At 58.3% G+C, this 17,669-nt stretch carries 17 protein-coding genes; 8 read left to right on the forward strand and 9 right to left on the reverse strand.

All coding sequences use genetic code 11. From position 1 onward, the window contains the following. Window positions 1-28: 28 nt before the first annotated feature. Window positions 29-964: a MurR/RpiR family transcriptional regulator gene (locus VWZ81_RS12660; protein ID WP_416542796.1), complete on the reverse strand. Its 936-nt coding sequence runs from the start codon at window positions 962-964 to the stop codon at window positions 29-31. A 190-nt stretch (window positions 965-1,154) separates the two neighbouring features. Between VWZ81_RS12660 and VWZ81_RS12665 the strand changes: the two genes are divergently transcribed. From VWZ81_RS12665 to VWZ81_RS12700, 8 genes are all read left to right on the forward strand, one after another. After that, window positions 1,155-1,676: a TRAP transporter small permease gene (locus VWZ81_RS12665; protein ID WP_416542797.1), complete on the forward strand. Its 522-nt coding sequence runs from the start codon at window positions 1,155-1,157 to the stop codon at window positions 1,674-1,676. A 1-nt stretch (window position 1,677) separates the two neighbouring features. Beyond that, the gene (locus VWZ81_RS12670; RefSeq protein WP_340546644.1) at window positions 1,678-2,961 is read left to right on the forward strand and encodes a TRAP transporter large permease; all 1,284 of its coding nucleotides are present in this window, start codon (window positions 1,678-1,680) and stop codon (window positions 2,959-2,961) included. 37 nt (window positions 2,962-2,998) lie between these two features. Continuing rightward, a complete protein-coding gene (locus tag VWZ81_RS12675) occupies window positions 2,999-4,036 on the forward strand; it encodes a DctP family TRAP transporter solute-binding subunit (RefSeq protein ID WP_340546643.1) in 1,038 nt (345 codons plus the stop codon). An 89-nt stretch (window positions 4,037-4,125) separates the two neighbouring features. After that, complete coding sequence (locus tag VWZ81_RS12680) at window positions 4,126-5,592, forward strand: M81 family metallopeptidase (RefSeq protein WP_416542798.1); 1,467 nt, start codon at window positions 4,126-4,128, stop codon at window positions 5,590-5,592. Beyond that, on the forward strand, window positions 5,589-6,644 hold the full coding sequence (locus VWZ81_RS12685) for a D-TA family PLP-dependent enzyme (RefSeq protein ID WP_416542799.1): 1,056 nt from the start codon (window positions 5,589-5,591) through the stop codon (window positions 6,642-6,644). The genes VWZ81_RS12680 and VWZ81_RS12685 overlap by 4 nt, the downstream gene beginning before the upstream one ends. A gap of 61 nt (window positions 6,645-6,705) precedes the next feature. Continuing rightward, window positions 6,706-7,620, forward strand: coding sequence for a sugar kinase (locus VWZ81_RS12690; protein ID WP_416542800.1), 915 nt, complete (start codon window positions 6,706-6,708; stop codon window positions 7,618-7,620). Continuing rightward, on the forward strand, window positions 7,617-8,012 hold the full coding sequence (locus VWZ81_RS12695) for a RidA family protein (protein ID WP_340546639.1): 396 nt from the start codon (window positions 7,617-7,619) through the stop codon (window positions 8,010-8,012). The genes VWZ81_RS12690 and VWZ81_RS12695 overlap by 4 nt, the downstream gene beginning before the upstream one ends. A 194-nt stretch (window positions 8,013-8,206) precedes the next feature. Then, on the forward strand, window positions 8,207-9,238 hold the full coding sequence (locus VWZ81_RS12700) for a LacI family DNA-binding transcriptional regulator (protein ID WP_416535580.1): 1,032 nt from the start codon (window positions 8,207-8,209) through the stop codon (window positions 9,236-9,238). Here the strand turns inward: VWZ81_RS12700 and VWZ81_RS12705 are convergent. The 8 genes from VWZ81_RS12705 to VWZ81_RS12740 all read right to left on the reverse strand — a co-directional run bounded on the left by VWZ81_RS12705 (window position 9,233) and on the right by VWZ81_RS12740 (window position 17,408). Then, complete coding sequence (locus VWZ81_RS12705; RefSeq protein ID WP_416542801.1) at window positions 9,233-10,153, reverse strand: hypothetical protein; 921 nt, start codon at window positions 10,151-10,153, stop codon at window positions 9,233-9,235. The two genes, VWZ81_RS12700 and VWZ81_RS12705, sit on opposite strands and share 6 nt — an antisense overlap. 50 nt (window positions 10,154-10,203) lie before the next feature. Next, the gene (locus VWZ81_RS12710; RefSeq protein WP_340546636.1) at window positions 10,204-11,169 is read right to left on the reverse strand and encodes an ABC transporter permease; all 966 of its coding nucleotides are present in this window, start codon (window positions 11,167-11,169) and stop codon (window positions 10,204-10,206) included. Then, window positions 11,166-12,677: a sugar ABC transporter ATP-binding protein gene (locus tag VWZ81_RS12715; RefSeq protein WP_416542802.1), complete on the reverse strand. Its 1,512-nt coding sequence runs from the start codon at window positions 12,675-12,677 to the stop codon at window positions 11,166-11,168. Before VWZ81_RS12715 ends, VWZ81_RS12710 begins: the two co-directional genes overlap by 4 nt. Window positions 12,678-12,744: 67 nt before the next feature. Beyond that, complete coding sequence (locus VWZ81_RS12720; RefSeq protein ID WP_340546634.1) at window positions 12,745-13,710, reverse strand: substrate-binding domain-containing protein; 966 nt, start codon at window positions 13,708-13,710, stop codon at window positions 12,745-12,747. Between the two features lie 47 nt (window positions 13,711-13,757). Further along, window positions 13,758-14,786, reverse strand: a complete 1,029-nt coding sequence (locus VWZ81_RS12725) for a carbohydrate kinase family protein (RefSeq protein WP_416542803.1) — start codon at window positions 14,784-14,786, stop codon at window positions 13,758-13,760. After that, complete coding sequence (locus VWZ81_RS12730; RefSeq protein WP_416542804.1) at window positions 14,783-15,400, reverse strand: D-lyxose/D-mannose family sugar isomerase; 618 nt, start codon at window positions 15,398-15,400, stop codon at window positions 14,783-14,785. Before VWZ81_RS12730 ends, VWZ81_RS12725 begins: the two co-directional genes overlap by 4 nt. 44 nt (window positions 15,401-15,444) lie before the next feature. Beyond that, window positions 15,445-16,596: a Gfo/Idh/MocA family protein gene (locus VWZ81_RS12735; RefSeq protein WP_416542805.1), complete on the reverse strand. Its 1,152-nt coding sequence runs from the start codon at window positions 16,594-16,596 to the stop codon at window positions 15,445-15,447. After that, window positions 16,593-17,408, reverse strand: a complete 816-nt coding sequence (locus VWZ81_RS12740; protein WP_416549231.1) for a class I fructose-bisphosphate aldolase — start codon at window positions 17,406-17,408, stop codon at window positions 16,593-16,595. The genes VWZ81_RS12735 and VWZ81_RS12740 overlap by 4 nt, the downstream gene beginning before the upstream one ends. Window positions 17,409-17,669 lie beyond the last annotated feature (261 nt).

Genomic DNA, 17,669 nt, shown 5'->3' on the forward strand with positions numbered 1-17,669 from the left:
CCCGCCCCTATGATCAGCTCGAATGTCGTCAATCGCCAAGCGGTTGCGGGCCTGTCCGGCCATGGTAGGCGGTCAGGGACGCACGAATGCGCCTCAGGTTTTCCTTGGTTTCACTGGACTGTTCCTGCGCGACCATCATGGCAAGCGTGTCGATGATGGCCAGATGCGCATAGCGGGATGCGGTTGGCTTATAGATATCGTTGTCTTCGGGCAGATCGGTGTGAATTGAGATCTTTGTCTGCAATGACAAGCGTGTTTCGGGTTTCGTCACGCTGATGGTTGTTGCGCCATATCCATTGGCGACTTCTGCCGCCCCCACAATTGCATCCGCTTCACCGCTTGCCGACACCAGAAACAGAACGTCTTCCGGACCAAGCGCAGCCGCGCGCATTTGCAGGACGTAGCTGTCGCTGACAAAGAATGACGGGATGCCAAGGCGGAAAAACCGGTTCGATGCTTCCTGTGCGACTGTCGACGATCCACCGCCTATTCCGGCAAACAGAATTTGGCGTTTCCCCAGAATCCCGGCTTTGGCCTGCATCAGCTGGTCGACATCAACCTGACGCCGCATCACATTCAGGGTGGCAAATACCGCTCCCAGAACCTGATCGAGCGTTGAATGGCCTGAGTTCGATGAATCGTCTGCGTCGCCGAACAGATATTGGGCGCTGACCGCAACATTCTGAGCGAGCCGCAGCTTGAAATCCCGGTAGCCCTCGCAACCAAGGCTGCGACAGAAACGAATAACCGTGGGTTTGCTGACACCGCATTTGTCTGCCAGATCCCCAATTGTCATCGAGCTGATGGTATTGAGGTTCTCCAGCACAAAATCCGCCACCTTCTGCTCCTGCGCCGCAAAACTACCGTCGGTGCGACGAAGGACGGAGATCAGATCAACGGGGCTCAGCTGCGCGTTTTGCGGCGGGATATCTCGGTTCTGCAGCGAGTTGGCGGGGCTTTTCAAGTTTCAGTTCCCTCAGAATGTGCAACGGAACTAAGTTACACAGGGCGCAGAATTTCCGCAAGATGGGGTCGCCATACGAGGGTTTTAACAGCAACAATGGACCTCAGTAACAAATTAGTCTTGATAATCGCAATTTTCCCTGTAATCGTGTAACTCGGTTACGCTACCGGCCTTTTTGGGAGGGATGTTCATGCGACAGGCGTTTGCGCAGACAAGCGCGAAAATCAATGCGGTGATCGAAGCGATTGTCGCGGCATTGATGCTGGCCCTGGTGCTGGATGTCTGGCTGGGCGTTATGGACCGCTACTACCTTCACTGGCAGCTCCCCTGGCCCGAAGTGATCGCCCGATATCTCATGATCTGGGCCGCGATGCTTGCAGTGTCCTCCGGCATCTCACGCCGCGAACACATCGGGCTGACCGCATTTATCCATGCCATTCCGGTCCGGATGCGTCAGGCGCTTCTGATACTGATGGATGTTCTGACGCTGCTGCTGTTTCTCTACGTCGCCTATTACGGCGTCGGCTTCGCGATGAGCGGGGCCCCGCGTGACGCGATGATATTCGGGATGAGCCTGGCCCCGTTCTACGCCGCAATCCCCGCCGCTGCCGCCATCTGTTGTGTGCAGATCCTGCTCGTCCTGGTGCGTGATCTGGGCACCTATGTCGACCGCCCGCCGGTCATGGATCCCGGCCAGGCTGAGGAGCGATAGCATGATCGTTGCCGCCGCATTTGTCGTTCTCGTATTGTTTGGCATGCCCATTGGTTTTGCTATCGGTCTTGCCGGGGTTGTCGGCCTTATCGAGATGGGGGGCGGAAACTTTCTCGCGGTTGGGCCGAGCAAGATCTTCAACGGTCTCAACATCTTTCCGTTTCTTGCCATGCCGTTCTTCATTCTGGCCGGCGAGATCATGAATGACATCGGGATCACCAGCCGCCTTGTCAAACTCGCGCAGGTTCTGGTCGGGCGGTTCCGTGGCGGTTTGGCACATACCAACATGCTGGCGTCGGTGTTTTTTGCCGGGCTGACCGGATCGGCCACGGCTGACGCCGCCGCTTTCGGACGTACGCTTGTGCCCGCCATGGTCCGGGAGGGCTACAAACGCGACTACGCCTGTGCCGTGACTGCTGCGGGGTCAATCATCGGGCCGACCATTCCGCCATCGGGTCTCATGGTGGTCTACGGCTCATTGATGGGCGTCTCTATTGCGGGACTATTTGCGGCGGGTGTGCTGCCCGGGCTGGTGATCTGCCTCGTCTGCATGGTTGTGATTGTCATCGGCGGCAAACGCGAAAACCTACCGAAAGCCATCCGCGGCGCCACCCTGCGAGAAATCTGGGAGACATTCCTGTCCTCGCTTACGGCGTTGGCGATGCCGGTTATCATTCTGGGCGGTATTCTGGGCGGTGTCGTCACGCCAACCGAAGCGGCCTCTATCGCGGTGGCCTATGCGCTGTTCATCGGCGTTTTTGTTTACCGGACGCTGACCTTCAAGAGCTTTTACATGATGCTTGTGCGCACCGCGCGCATCATGGGCGTTATCTTTGTCATTATCGCCTTCGCAGGCATTCTTGGCTGGTGGATGAGTTTCGAACGTATCCCCCAGTTGATTGCCAATACCGTGCTGAGCCTCTCTGACAACCGCTACATGGTCATCGCCATCATTATCGGCCTGCTTCTGCTCATCGGCATGGTGATGGATATCACCGCCATTCTCATCATCCTGGCACCTGTTCTGGTGCCTTTGACCGAAAGCGTCGGCCTTGAGCCGATCCACGCTGGGATCATCTTTGTTCTCGCCCTCAACATCTCGCTGATGACGCCTCCGGTGGGGGCCTGCCTCTTCGTTCTGTCGTCCGTCACCGGTGAAAAACTGGAGAGAATTTCGATCAAGCTCCTTCCGTTCCTGATCGCGGAAATCGGCATCCTGTTCGCCTTTGCCTTCTGGGAGGACGCGGCCCTGTGGCTGCCCAGAGCGCTTGGCTACGCCCAATAAGACGACCCAACCAACCAAGAACCAACTGGAGGAAAAAATGAAATCTCTTTTCGCGGGACTGGCCGTCGCGGCCATTACGACGGCAAATGCTGCCAGCGCAGAAAGCGTCATCCGCTTTGGCCATGACAATAAAACCGACCCATTCGAAAACCCGGCACATGCTTGTACCGCCGTGTTTTCGAACCTCGTCGCCGCCGATACCAATGGCGCGGTGACCGTCGAAGTTTTTGGGTCCAACCAGCTCGGATCTGCCGCCGAGCACGTGCAGCAGCTACAGGACGGTATCATCCAGGCGACACTGACATCGACTGGGGCGCTGGCCAGCTATTATCCGCGCATCGACATTCTGAACCTGCCCTTCGCATTTACGGGTAACGCGTCCACATATGCGGTGTTCGACGGTCCCTTTGGTGAGGCGCTGAAAGCCGATATCGAAGCAGAACTGCCCGGCGTCGTCGTCCTCGGCTTCCCGGACACCGGCGGATTCTTCGCTGTCACCAACTCAAAACGACCGATTGCCAATCTCGAGGATTTTGACGGCATTCGGGTGCGCACCATGACGCTGCCATCTCACCAGAAGATCATGCAATCGCTTGGTGCCGAAGCCTATCCACTGTCCTGGGGCGAGGTCTACTCGGGCCTGCAAACAGGTGTCATCGACGGTCAGATGAACCCGGTTCCAATCATCTCCTTCGCAAATTTTGCCGAGGTGCAGAAGTATATGACGCTGACCAACCACCTGTTCTCGCCATACACATTCCTGATGAACCGCGCATTCTATGAAGGTCTGACAGATGACGAACGCGCAACCATCCATACCGCCGCAGAAAACTGCGTCGTGGCCAGCCGTGGCCTGAGCCGGATCATCGAGGCATCCGATCGCGGCCTTGCCGGGCTGATGGACAAAATCGAGGTGACCGCCCTGACAGCCGAGCAACGCACCGCGATGGCAAAGGCGGCTCAGCCTGCGTTCGAAGCACATGTCGCCGAAAACATGGATGACAAGGCGCGCGAACTGCTCAGCCAGTTCCGTGATGCCGTCTCCGCGGCAAACGCTGACGCCTATCTCGATTGATCCTCCCTTCCGCCGGAGCAATCCGGCGGAAACGCCCACCGGAAGCCAAGACACACCTCCGGCATCTCCCTACGGATTGGACCACAACAATGCGGATCTTCTGCGCATCTCTTGCGACCGAAACGAATACGTTTTCCCCGTTGCGCACGGATTTTTCCAATTTCGAGCAGAGCTTCTACGCCCCTCCGGGAAAGCACCCTGACACTCCGACCCTGTGCAGCGCCGTCTTTCCCGCGCTTCGCCGAAGATCCAAAGAGGAAGGGTTTGAACTCATTGAAGGAACCGCCACATGGGCCGAACCCGGCGGGTTGCTGAATGCGTCCACCTGGCACCAGCTGAAGCAGGAACTTATGGGTCAGGTCCGGGCGGCACTGCCTCTGGACGCCGTGGTGCTTGGCCTGCACGGGGCCATGATCGCCGAAGGCTGCGTCGATTGCGAAGGATCGCTTATCGAGAGCGTGCGCCAGATCGCCGGCCCCGAGACCACAATCGGCGTCAGCTTCGATCCGCATAGCCACCTGAGTGATAAGCGGGTGAAGAATGCCGACATCATAACGGTGTTCAAGGAATTCCCGCACACCGATTTTGTCGAAACCGGTGAAGCCTGCGTAGACCTGACCCTGCGTAGGGCCCGTGGCGAAATCACACCAACAAAAGCAGTCTACGACGTTCGCATGATTGATGTCTTGCCGACCAGCCGCAACCCGATGCGCGGATTTGTCGACAGGATGAAGGCGATGGAAGCAGCGGGCGAGGTTCTGTCCATCTCAGCCATTCACGGGTTCATGGCCGGGGATTCCCCCGATCTTGGCGCAAAGATCATCGTGATCACTGACGGCGACCTGCCAAAAGCTGAGAAAATTGCCCGCGAGCTGGGGCAGGAGTTGTTTTCATTTCGAGGTATCGCCAAGCCCGAATATCTGCCCCCCGCTGATGCTCTGCGACTGGCCCAGAATGCACCAAACGGCCCCGTGGTCATTGCCGATGTCTGGGACAATCCGGGCGGCGGCGTAGCTGGCGATTCCACGCTGATCCTCGCAGAAGCGCTACGCCAGGGCATCACCTCTGCGGCCTTCGGCACAATCTGGGATCCCATTGCCGTCCGCCTGTGTCACGCCGCCGGGGAAGGTGCGGAACTGGAGCTGCGATTTGGCAGCAAGACCTCTGCATTTGCCGGTGATCCGATAGACGCCGTCGTGACCGTTCTTCGCAACCAGCGCAACGCTGTGCAAAGCTTCGGGACCTCGGTTGTTCCACTGGGAGATTGTTCTGTCATCAGGGTCGATGGCATCGAAGTTGTGCTGAATACCAACCGCAGTCAGGCATTCTCGCCGGATCTCTTCACCAATCTGGGCATTGATATCCACAGCAAGAAAATTCTGGTCGTCAAATCCACCAATCACTTCCACGGCGCATTCTCAGCAGTTGCATCCAAGATCCTCTATGCCGCTGTCGACGGGCCCTATCCGAATGATCCCACCAAGACGGCTTACAAACGGCTGACCCGCGCGATCTGGCCGATTGTGGAAAACCCGCACGCATCGGAGGGCTCATGATGTTTTCCCAGATCGACACACCGGCAGTCCTTGTCGACCTTGATATTGCCGAAGCGAATATCGCCCGATTTCAAGCCCATTGTGACAGGCACAACCTATCCCTGCGACCCCATATCAAGACCCACAAACTGCCATTTCTGGCGCGGCGCCAGATCGCGGGCGGGGCGGTTGGCATCACCTGCCAGAAGATCAGCGAAGCCGAGGCCATGGTGGCCGAAGGGGGAATTGACGATGTTCTGATCACCTACAATATTCTTGGCGAGCGCAAGCTGAAGCGGCTTCGGGCCCTGTCAGAGCAGGTGAAGCTGAGCGTTGTCGCCGACAACACCGAAACTGTCGACGGCCTGTCCCAGGCCTTCGAAACCGCCGAGGCCCCGCTGAATGTGCTGGTCGAGTGCGACACCGGGGCCGGGCGCTGCGGTGTGCAAACCGCTCAGGCAGCTGAAAGCTTGGCCCGCTATATCGCCTCGCGCCCCGGCTTGGCGTTTCGCGGATTGATGACCTACCCCCCTGTTGGAAAAGACGCATCCGTCCAGAACTGGCTCGCAGAGGCCAGAGCACGCATTCACGCAACGGGCGAGACAGTCAGCGTCGTGTCCAGCGGCGGCTCACCGGGCATGTGGCAGGCGCAGGATGTCCCGATCGCGACCGAATACAGGATCGGAACCTACGTCTACAATGATCGCTCGCTGGTGGCGCGGGGCATCTGCACATGGGATGATTGCGCTCTGACAGTCCTGGCAACGGTGGTGTCCGTCCCGACCGAAGATCGCGCAATCATTGACGCCGGCTCCAAAGTCCTGACCTCGGACCTTCTGGGCCTCAACGGTCATGGCCACGTAATGGGCCGCCCGGATATCCGGGTCGACAGCCTATCCGAGGAACACGGCATTCTGCGGGCCGAGGCGATCCATCTCAACGTTGGCGACCGTCTAAGGATCGTTCCCAACCACGCCTGTGTGGTCAGCAACATGCTTGATCAGGTCGAGCTCATTCGCGGATCCACATCTCTGGGCGCCTGCCCCGTCGCCGCGCGGGGGGCAGTCTGGTGACAGCCTCCCTTCCATACATCGAATACCCGGCTCCGCCGGGCCCTGATCTGCGAGGTGGAAAATGACTGATCTTGTCTGCCTCGGCGAACCCCTCATCGAGTTCAATCAAAAACCCGACGGGCAGCTAGTAATGGGATATGGCGGCGATGTCTCGAATGTTGCAATCGCGGCGGCGAGACAGGGCACGGCAACCTCCCTGATATCGCGCCTCGGCGATGATCGCTTTGGCCAGGCGCTGCTGGAGCTTTGGCACCGCGAGCATGTCGATAGCAGCCTGATCTCGACAGTCGCAGACGGGGAAACCGGCCTCTACTTCGTGTTCCACGACGACCTGGGGCATCATTTTCTATATCGGCGACGGCACTCCGCCGCCAGCAGGATGACCCCCGACGACCTGCCAACACATGCCATCGGCACCGCTAGGATATTCTACGCCTCAGGGATCAATCTGGGCATCAGCAGCACCATGTGCGCCACAACCTATCACGCCGTCAGGACCGCGCGTGCGTCAAACGTGACCACGGCATTTGATCCAAACCTGCGGACTGCGCTTTGGTCACTGGAGGAGGCACGCGCCGTGACACATGATCTGATGCGCCACGTCGATATTGCGCTTCCCGGACTTGATGACGCCCGCCAGCTCACCGGACGTCAAAGCCCCGACGAGATAATCCGGTTCTATCACAACCTCGGCGCGCGCATCGTTGCTCTGACATTGGGTCGCGACGGCGTGGCGGTATCGGAAAATCAGGGGGTCACATTTGTTCCGGGGGCGGTTGTGGAATCGGTCGATGCAACCGGCGCCGGTGATTGTTTCAACGGCATATTCCTGTCCGAGCTTCTGCGTCATGGCGACAGCGTCAGAGCCGCAGAACATGCGAACCTCGGCGCTGCATTGTCCACCACCGGCTACGGGGCGGTTGCGCCGATCCCGCACAGACCAACACTGCAATCAAAAGAAGGACGTCCGACATGACCCGCAAAACAATCGAGCGCATCGGCCATGACAGAACCGGCGCCGGGGGACAGCCGCTGCCATTTTCCCCCGCCGTGCGCGCAGGCGATCTGGTGTTCATCTCAGGCCAGGTTGCGATGAAGGAAAACGGCGAGATCGAAGCAGGCGGCATCGAAAGTCAGACTCGCAGGACTATGGAGAACCTGATCGCAGCCCTCGCCCTGGCAGATTGCACCTTGGAGGATGTTGCCAAAATCGGCGTCTGGCTCGATGACCCGCGTGATTTCTGGACCTTCAACCGTGTCTATGCCAGCTATTTCCCAAACGGCGGACCGGCACGGTCCACAGTGCGCTCACAGATCATGGTGGACGCCAAGGTCGAGATCGACGCCATCGCCTATAAACCCCTATAGGACAAGCCAGCTTCAAACGAGAACCGTTCCTTCGGGATCGGCACACTCGTCACCTGCCAGAAATGTACCCAAATTCTCGCATGCAATACCGACCAGTATCAGAGGCAATACCAGGTCACGAAGCAGGTTTTGACAGCTGGTCTAAACTGTCGCGGTCACTTAAACTCGGTGCACAACTGACAAGGTGATTTCCTGTGCCGTCAAAGCCTCCAAAACAACAGCCGGCAAGCGTAAAAGATGTTGCGAGACTGTCGGGAACATCGCTTGGAACGGTGTCGCGTGTTCTGAACAGAAGCGCCTCGGTGAGCGACAAGACGCGCGCGCAGGTTGAGAAGGCGATTGCAGAGCTGGGGTATGAACCAAACGCTGGCGCACGTCAGATGCGCAGCGGTCGCAGCGGGCTCGTCGGCGTCCTGCTGCCGAGCCTTGATGTCCCCTTCTTTGGCATTCTGGCGCAGGCGCTTGAGCAAGCCTTGTTTCAAAACGGCTACCACTGCCTGATCTGCAATACCGAGGAGAATGAAGAGAATGAAAAACGATATATCTCGACCCTCATTGGCCAGAAAGTGGATGGCATAATCGCAGCGTCGGTTGCAACGAACCAGAATTTCACGCGGCTGTCAGATCAGAATATTCCAATTATCGCCGTTGACCGTTCTCCCGACGAGATCGCGGTGAATCTGGTATCCGTTGATCACCGGGAAGGTGGGCGTCTGATGGCAGAGTATTTGTTGCGCCTTGGGCATCGGAACATTGGTGTCATTGGCGCGCCCACCCATTCAAGACCCATCACCCTGCGCCTGGAGGGGATCAAAGAGGCGTTGACGGCTCAGGGGCTTGAACCGGTCAGCGTGTCTCTTGGCGAAGAGCATAGCTTTGATACCTGTTTCGCCCTGGCGCGGGACGTGCTGGCGAAAAACCGACCAACCGCCCTGATTGGGACAACCGATATCGCGGCAATCGGCGCGATCCATGCCGCGCATGAACGCGGTCTGAAAATGCCTCAGGACATTTCTGTGATCGGGTTCGACAACCTGCCACAAAGCGCCCATATTTTTCCGACCCTGACCACCGTAAATCAGCCGATTTCATTGCTGGGAGAGCTGGCCGCAAAAACGCTTCTGAACCGGATCAACCCGGAGCGTTTCGCGAAACCGGATCTTTCAGCTCTAAGCTTGCAGATCGTCGAACGTGACAGCACCGGACCCGCACCCAAGACCCTATAGCGCGGCGATGGATATGCTGTAGCGGGTGTCAAATGGGCTATCCGGCGTCAGCATGCGCGACGTTTGCACACCGGTTTTTGTCAGGGGATTTTCTGTCGCTGAAATCGAGCATCCCAAATCAAATGCGGAACAAACGGGTTCGACCCCAAGCGCCCAATGGCGGCCGTTCCACGGTGGCGCGTTTCGCCCTCCATTGCTGATCCACAGCATGAGCGAGGGAAAGACCTCTGCATCCCAATCAAGTGTGACGCGATAATCTTCGGCGCGGTTCTCCAGCGCGAAGGTCCCGTCGGTGCCGCTCAGGAGCAAAAGCGTCTCGGACCGGTCAGGATAGGGCAGCGCCACTGGATCAAACCCGAACCCTGTTAGATCTTCCAACCGGAACGGCGCGGGGCGTGAAATACCGGGGGGGCCGCCGGAATCACCGGGGTAGCAAAACGCCTGCTTATAGCGCCCGGGACACAGACGCGCCTGTCCGGTGGCCGCTGGCAGACGAAAGACCGGATGCAACCCAATTGGCAGGCAGGCCTTGCGGCGCATATGGATGCCAAGAGCGATGTCTACCGCAGCCTTGCCGCTCACCCCGCTCACCCGCCGTGTCAGGTGATGGATTGGATCGGTCCCCGGATAGGCGATGTCTGCACGCACCGCCTGCGGGCCATCGGGTGTTATGCGCCAGTCGTGATTGGCGGCATACCCGTGCGGCCATGGATCAGGCATGCGGGAGAGACCGGCCCAATCCCCGGCCAGAGGGCCCTGTGGCGCCATGCCAAAGGGAACACAGGGCCACTCTCCTTGCAGCCCGGCAAGCAGCGGCGGCACACCATTGGGCAACAGCTCACCCAGCCAGGGTGCTTTATGCAAAGGCGCAATGCGGCGACCGTCCGGGAGGTCAAACTCAAGGTCGGTCAGCATCGCACCACATCGGGTGAGACGCGCACGCCCTTTATCCCAGTTGAGCCAAGTCACTTTCGGTCGATGAAAAAGTTGATGAAGACCGCGCCAAGGATCAGACCGCCTTTGATCACTTGCTGCACATAGGGGTTGAAACCCCACAGCGTCATCGCGTTCAGCAGCACGCCCAGAAACAGCACACCGATGAATGCGCCCCAGATCGTCCCCTTGCCGCCGAACAGGCTGATGCCACCAATGATCACGGCCGAGATCACCTCAAGCTCCAGCCCACGCGCAATGGTCGGATTGCCGGCATTGACCAGCGACGAATAGATAATACCTCCGGTTGCAGCAAAGACACTGGTCATCATCAGGCAGATGGTCTTGGTGCGCCAGACATTGATGCCCGACAGGCGCGCGGCCTCCATATTGCCACCGACCGCATAGATCGACCGGCCCAGCGCCGTGAAATTCGAGATGGTAAAGGTGATGGCAAAGGCAATCGCCAGCAGGAAAACCGGAACCGGAACACCCCAGAAACGGCCTGACCCGATGACGTAATACCAGCTTGGAAAGCTCGAAATCGGGACGCCATTGGTGATCAGGTTGGCCAAGCCCGCAAGGGTTGCCATCATCGCCAGAGACGTGATGAAGGTCGGCACCTGAACCAATTGCCGCAGTTTGCCCGACATGAACCCGACCGAGGCCGCAAACAGCAGCGTCCCGGCAAAGGCGGCAATGACAGTCCAGGTGGCGGGTTCAATGGCGTTTCCGGCCAGCTTCTCGACGATCCAGGCGGTCAGACAGGCGGACACGGCCACCATGGAGCCGACGCTCAGGTCAATTTCTCCGACAATGATCACCAGAGCCATGCCAAAGGCAATCATCCCCGGGACGGCAATATTCCTCAGGATATTCAGCTGGTTGTTCAGGGTGAAAAAGCCCTGCGCCGTTGTCGCAACGATCACGTACAAGACCAGGAGGATCATCAGCATCGAATTTCGGCGCAGATGGGAAATGAATTTGTCGCGCGTCATGCATCGCTCTCCTGTTGGGTTGTGGGTGCCGCCATGCAAGCTGCATAGATATCCTTGGCATCAAGGCCTTCGTTGATGAATTCTTCGGCGATACGACCATCCCGCAGCACAAGGATACGATCGCAGCATTCGGTCAGATCCTCCAATTCGGTCGAAACAACGATCGAGCTCAGACCCTCGCGCGCCTTTTCCCAGATGAGTTCATAGATCTGGCGTTTCGCCTGCACATCTACGCCGCGCGCGGGTTCGTCAAACAACAGAATGTCGGGCGTGTTGTTCATCCAGTTCCCGACAACGATTTTCTGTTGGTTCCCGCCGGAAAGAGAAGAGACCGGTAACATCGGATCGCCGGCCTTGATGTGAAGCCCCGCAATCTGGCGGTCGACAAACGGCTTTTCTGTACGGTGACTGACCCAGCCTTTGGGTGCGATCCGATCCAGTCCGGCAAGACACAGGTTGGCATGTGAGGACAAGAGCTGCACAAGGCCGGAATGTTTGCGATCTTCGGAGGTGTAGCCAATGCCCAGCGCCTTCATCGTCGGGATATCGGGCCGCGCCACGACCTGGCCGTTCACGGTGATCTCGCCCTGATCCGGCACGATGGCCCCGAACAGGCAGTGCAACAACTCGGTTCGTCCCGATCCGAGCATTCCGGCAATGCCAAGAACCTCGCCCGGGTAAAGATCAAAGCTCACGTCGTCGAAGTGGGATGCAAGTGCAAGATGCCGCGCGCTCAGCACAGGTGCTTGCCGCGTTATCGTCTTGGTCGGGCGCTGGAGAGGCGGAAGATCGCCAAACATCATATCCAGGATGACGGCCGGGGTGGCCTCCTTGATCGGCACCGAATCCACGAATTTTCCGTCCCGGATCGCGGTGACGGTATCCGCGATCTGATCCAGTTCGGACAGACGATGGGTAATATAGATAACGGTGACGCCAAGGTCGCGCAGCCGACGCACCAAGGTGAAAAGTTGCCGGACTTCGGCCTGGGCCAGCGCAGAGGTGGGTTCATCCAGTTGCAGGACTTTTGGTCGGAAACTCATCGCTTTGACGATTTCGACCATTTGCTGCTGGCCAACCGAAAGATCCGCAACCCGGGTTTGCGGCGCGATGTCCAGCCCACCGATCTCTTTGAACAGGTCACTGGCATCACGACGCAACCGCGCCCAATCAATCAGGCCAGAGCGTTTGCGCGGTAGCCGACCAAGGAAGATATTCTCTTCGACCGATAATTCCGGGACAAGACTGAGTTCCTGATAAACGGTGGCGATGCCGGCCCTCTGCGCCTCACGCGGATTGGAAAACCGTGTCTCGACAGTTCCAATACGGATCGACCCTGACGTCGGCTGGATCGCTCCTGACATCATCTTGACGAAGGTGCTCTTGCCAGAACCGTTCTTGCCAATCAGTGCGTGGACCTGCCCGGCTGTGAACTCGTGTACAAATCCGTCAAGTGCCTTGACCGATCCGTAGTGCTTGGTGAGCTGATCAAGGATCAGATTTGACACGGGTTACCTGCCTTTGCCTGTGATGATCAGTGAAACAGGGGGCCAACACGGCCCCCTGCCATTGATTCTACTGAATGCTTTCCAGGAACGCGGTGACGCCATCCGCGTCGGTCCTGCTCAGAAGCATTGCCGGCACAGTGGTTTGTGCCTCGACTTCTTCGCCTGCAAGAATGGCAAGGGCGGCTTCGGCACCCATGGCACCCATCTGGAGCGGCGCCTGAGCAGTCACCGCCTGCAGAACATTGTCGCCCGCCAAAAGACCCCGACCCAGCTGTTCCGATCCGTCGATGCCAAAGACAAAGACCTCACCGGCACGACCCGCGTTGCGCACCGCCTGCATCGCCCCCACGGTGCCGCCTTCGTTTGCCGCGTAGATGACATTGACCTCAGGGTGGGCGGTCAGAATATCGGTGGCCACAGTAACTGCGGCTTCTGGCATCCAGGCGTCCTGCTCGGCCACGATCTCGATGGAATTGCCTTCAGCGACAGCATCCTTGAAACCGCCTGTCCGGTCGCCAGACTGTTCCGGCAAGAGCGACGAGAACGCCAGAATGGCGACATTTGCTTTGCCACCAAGGCTATCACTTACAAAGCTGGCGGCGGCAGCGCCGGTGGATGCCCCAAGATCACGGTTGGCCGTTGAGAAGGTCGCATGTGCAATGCTGGCATCCTCAAGGCCGCCGTTCAGGGCAACCACAACAATACCGCCGTCACGTGCGCGCTGCAAAGCAGGGCCCGAATTCGCGGCCGAAAGTGGCGCAATCACGATCGCATCGACGCCGCGCGAAATGTAGGTATCAATGGCCTGAATTTCACGCGCCTGATCGCCGTCGATATTAATTTCCAGTACTTCTGCGCCCGCCGCTTCGGCGGTTTCGCGCACACCCGTTTGCAGGAACTGCATGAACTGGTCGCCCTGGAACACGATGCTGGCAATTACCGGGGCGTCCTGTGCGGTCGCACCGAGCGGCAGCATTGCCGTCATTGCTGCGGTCGTCAGTGCCAAAAAGCTACGTCTGGGGATGATAGTCATTGTCTTTTCCTCCTCTAAAGACAGTTTTGACATCACATGAAGCTGGTTCATGTCGTGATGCCTTTTGTCTGCCGATCCAGTTGATCGGTCAGTTGGTTCAGATTCGGGATGGCTTCGGTGGCTGTGACCCCGCGCAAGGAGGCCCTTGCGATGGCATGGCCCAGTTCCAGGGCGCGCTGTGGTGTCCAGCCTTCATGAAGCGCATACAAAATTCCGGCACAAAAGGCATCGCCTGCGCCCAAGGGGCTTGCGACCAGTTCACGCGGCAAGGGCACGACCGGGACGTGTGCGACCTGCCCATCAACCCCAATCCAGAGCGCCATTTGCTGGCAGTGAACGACCACGGCCCGCCGGACCCCGTCTTTGATCAGCGCCTTTGCCATGTCGATCATGTCCTGCATGTTCGGCGTCTGACTGGCGACAGGTGGAGTCTGGCCACTCGCGCGGGCCAATTCGATTTCGTTCAATATCAGATAGTCGATTTGTCGAATTGTCGCCGCGACGATCTTCGAGAAATCAGGGCGATCAACCGAAGCAAGATCAACGCAGGTGGTCATACCTGCGGCGCGGGCACGGGAGAGCACCCTCGCCGCAGGCGTGCTGCCATCATCCGTGATCCGATCCAGATCGGCCAACAGGGTCAGGTAGCCCAGATAGAAAATGCGTGCTTTATGGCTTTCAAAAACGCCCGTCTGGAAATCTTGATCAGACAGCACGTCATTGGAGCCGCCCTGATAGAAGAACGTGCGCGATCTTCCGGTAACAGACATGACATGGGTATGTGCCGTCGCGGTGTCTGGTTTTTCCGTGATCAGATGCGTTGGAAGACCCAATTCATGACAGTGCGCCTTGATAAATTTCCCGAAGTCATCCTGACCGATGGCGCCCATCGGCCAAAGCGGTAGCCCGGTTTCAAGCTTGCTCAGCGCCGTCACAACATTGGCCGCACCGCCACCCACGCCCTTGTCTTGCCCGTCGATGCGAACCAGATCGCTCTCAGCGGGCCAATGCGCAATCTCGTGTACGAGATCCACGATCCAGTTGCCCGCACAAATTATGCCTTCGCGCGTGGTCACGGGGTCGACCCCACTTCATTCCACAAGGGATGCACGGGTTGGGCATCTTCCGTTATGGAAGAAAACCGCCCCAGAGGCTCCAGAAAATAGTTGTCCGATCCGTCATCATTGACCTGAGACACTTCACCGCCCAGCACCATGCCGCTGCCTGGGCGCGCATAGAAGCGGTGATAAAGACCACATGGAATCGTGACACTTGATCCGGGTTTCAGGCACAGTGGTTCGTCCGGGTCCAGCCGGTGGACAAAGCCATCACAGCGCAGAACAATTGGATCATCGACACCGTCAGGCTGGCGGAACTCGATCATCAAATCCCCGCCGCCACGGTTGATGATGTCCTCCAGCTTAATCTTGTGGGTATGAAACGGAGTTTCCTGCCCTTCCCCGACGAACAACAGCTTTTCAGCGTAGGGCAGACTTGTCGCGTCAGACTGGATACCGTTGCGCAGGCAGAACAACACCAGACCGCGCCGCGCAAAATCGCCCGAGCCGAAATCCGTCACATCCCAGCCCATCTGATGAAGCTGCAACCAGTCGCCCAAGTCGGGATTGGCTGCAAATTCTGCGACATCCCAATCTGCCCATGCCGGCAACGACCAGCGAAACGCCTGCAATAGGTCCTTGGCGGCGCGAATGGCCTGATTGATCTCGGAGCGTTTCACGACGCCCTCCCGTAATCGACAGAGACGACCCTGTGTTCGGTGCCTGCCCTAAGGGCTGCGGTCAGCACGGCGTGGTGGTCCGCCGCTTCTGCGGGTGTTGCGCAATGAAATCCACGCGCATCGCCTCCGGCCAGCTCATCCAGAAAGGCGGCCCACATCTGTTGCAGGGCGTCCGGGAAACCAAATTCGAAAATGGCCCCCGTTATGGCCGGGAACAGGGTTTGAAACCCGATGTCCTGCACCTGCCAGACCTGATCCCCGCCGCTATAGTCCATCCACTGCCACTGGCGCGGGTTCTTGGTGGTGAAGAAGGCGCTTTTTTTGGTTCCAAGCACACGCAGGCTCCAGCTGTTGGAATCTCCGGGCGATATACGCCAGGTTTTCAGCACCAGAGGAAAGCCGCCCCCGGCATCCTCGACATGGCCAGTGATGGTGGCATTGTCCCATGTCTCGCAGGGTACGGTCCCCCCCTTGCCATCCGGACGGGTCCGAAACCGGTTGACCAAAGACGCCGATACATGGGTCGGGCGCCACCCCAGTCGCAAGGGCACATGCAGCACATGCATGCCAAGATCGCCCATGCAGCCGTAGGCGCCATTTACCTCAACCATGCGTTTCCAGTTGATCGGCTTGTCCGGGTCAAGGTCCGAGGAATGCAGGAATGCGACCTCAACCTCGATGATTTCTCCCAGATCACCGGATCGCACAAGATTGATGACCTTTTGCGCACCGGGATAGAACGGCATCTCGGATGAACACCGCACCATCACATCCGGATGCGCATCAATCGCCGCCTGAATACGGGCGTTTGCGGCCCCATCCATACCAAACGGTTTTTCGCCGAACAGGTGTTTCCCGGCAGCCATGATCTGCGGATAAACCTGATCATGCAGCACATGCGGCAGCGCGCAATAGATGGCCTCGACCTCTGGATTGTCGAGCATCTCTCGGTAGTCGGTTGTCTTTTGCGTCACGCTGGACAGATTGTGCGAAAACCAATCCATCAGGTCCGTGTTCGTGTCGCACACCGCGACAATCTCTGGCCGCGCTTTTGTTTCGGTCAGATGCAGCCAGCGGGCGGCAGTCGAGGCAAACTCGCGCCCCATAAGCCCGCAGCCAATGACGCCGAATTTGACGACGCGGCTCACGCGATCATCCCCAGGGCATCAGCCACGGAGGCGCCGTCATGCACCACCGCCATCAGCGCTTTGGTCATGCCTGCCGGGTCGTCGTGATGGATCACATTGCGGCCATAAACGATACCGCGGGCGCCCTGTTTCATCAAAGCTTCGGTCCGGGTCAAAATCTCGTTGTCCGAGACCTTTCCACCACCGCGCACCAACACGGGTACGTCCTGGGCAATCTCAATCACACGGTGATACTGGGAAACATCGTCGCAAGGATCCGCCTTGATGATGTCCGCGCCCAGTTCCACGGCCTGACGCACCAAAGGCAGGATCTTTGCCAGATCGCCATCCACCATGTAACCACCACCGGCCTTGGCGTTGTCCTGCATCACCAGCGGCTCCACCATCAGCGGCATCCCTGCCAGATCGCAAGCGCGCTTCAACCGGTTGATATTCTGAATGCAGGCCTGATGCACTTCGGGCTGACCGGGCAGCATGAGCAGATTCACCACCACACAGGCCGCATCGAGGGCCACAGCTTGCTCAACCGGGTCGGCTATCACTTCTGAAAACAGCGACCGTGGCAACGGATTGCCATAAACATTGGCAATGTCGGTCCGCAACACTAGCGCCGGACGGTCCTTGCCGGGGATTGCCTGCAGGATCGGCGCCGTCCCCGGTGGCAGCTGAATGGCATCCGGTGCCGCGCTCGCCACAATCGTGATCGCGGCCTGCATGTTCTCAATCCCGCCAAGGAAGGCGCTTTCATTGAACATGCCGTGGTCGATTGCCACGTCAAAGCAATTTCCCGAAACACCGAACAGTCTGTTCATACGTGCGGATTTCACCTGCGTCCCTCCTGTGGAATTTCCCTAAAAGATTATGGAAACGTTTCCAAATAAAAGGTTCTTTCTTCATCAACATCTTGTCAACAAATTTCTTCGCGAATTTTTTATGTTCTAAAACATACGGTTATAGGCGCACGGAGTGGAGCCCTCCGAGATCCTCGTACTAGATCTTCGGTTCATGACTGCGAAATGCAGGGCAGTTCGCCCAGCGCGTTAGCACGCTCGAAAGGGTGTTGGCCCGTGATC

The sequence above is a fragment of the Phaeobacter sp. JH20_34 genome (assembly GCF_048056095.1).
Lineage (GTDB): Bacteria > Pseudomonadota > Alphaproteobacteria > Rhodobacterales > Rhodobacteraceae > Phaeobacter > Phaeobacter bryozoorum.

Coding starts and splice junctions, on each gene's coding strand:
- VWZ81_RS12665 (WP_416542797.1), top strand. CDS start 1,155: ATGCGACAGGCGTTTGCGCAGACAAGCGCGAAAATCAATGCGGTGATC.
- VWZ81_RS12670 (WP_340546644.1), top strand. CDS start 1,678: ATGATCGTTGCCGCCGCATTTGTCGTTCTCGTATTGTTTGGCATGCCC.
- VWZ81_RS12675 (WP_340546643.1), top strand. CDS start 2,999: ATGAAATCTCTTTTCGCGGGACTGGCCGTCGCGGCCATTACGACGGCA.
- VWZ81_RS12680 (WP_416542798.1), top strand. CDS start 4,126: ATGCGGATCTTCTGCGCATCTCTTGCGACCGAAACGAATACGTTTTCC.
- VWZ81_RS12685 (WP_416542799.1), top strand. CDS start 5,589: ATGATGTTTTCCCAGATCGACACACCGGCAGTCCTTGTCGACCTTGAT.
- VWZ81_RS12690 (WP_416542800.1), top strand. CDS start 6,706: ATGACTGATCTTGTCTGCCTCGGCGAACCCCTCATCGAGTTCAATCAA.
- VWZ81_RS12695 (WP_340546639.1), top strand. CDS start 7,617: ATGACCCGCAAAACAATCGAGCGCATCGGCCATGACAGAACCGGCGCC.
- VWZ81_RS12705 (WP_416542801.1), bottom strand. CDS start 10,153: ATGCTGACCGACCTTGAGTTTGACCTCCCGGACGGTCGCCGCATTGCG.
- VWZ81_RS12710 (WP_340546636.1), bottom strand. CDS start 11,169: ATGACGCGCGACAAATTCATTTCCCATCTGCGCCGAAATTCGATGCTG.
- VWZ81_RS12720 (WP_340546634.1), bottom strand. CDS start 13,710: ATGACTATCATCCCCAGACGTAGCTTTTTGGCACTGACGACCGCAGCA.
- VWZ81_RS12740 (WP_416549231.1), bottom strand. CDS start 17,408: ATGAACAGACTGTTCGGTGTTTCGGGAAATTGCTTTGACGTGGCAATC.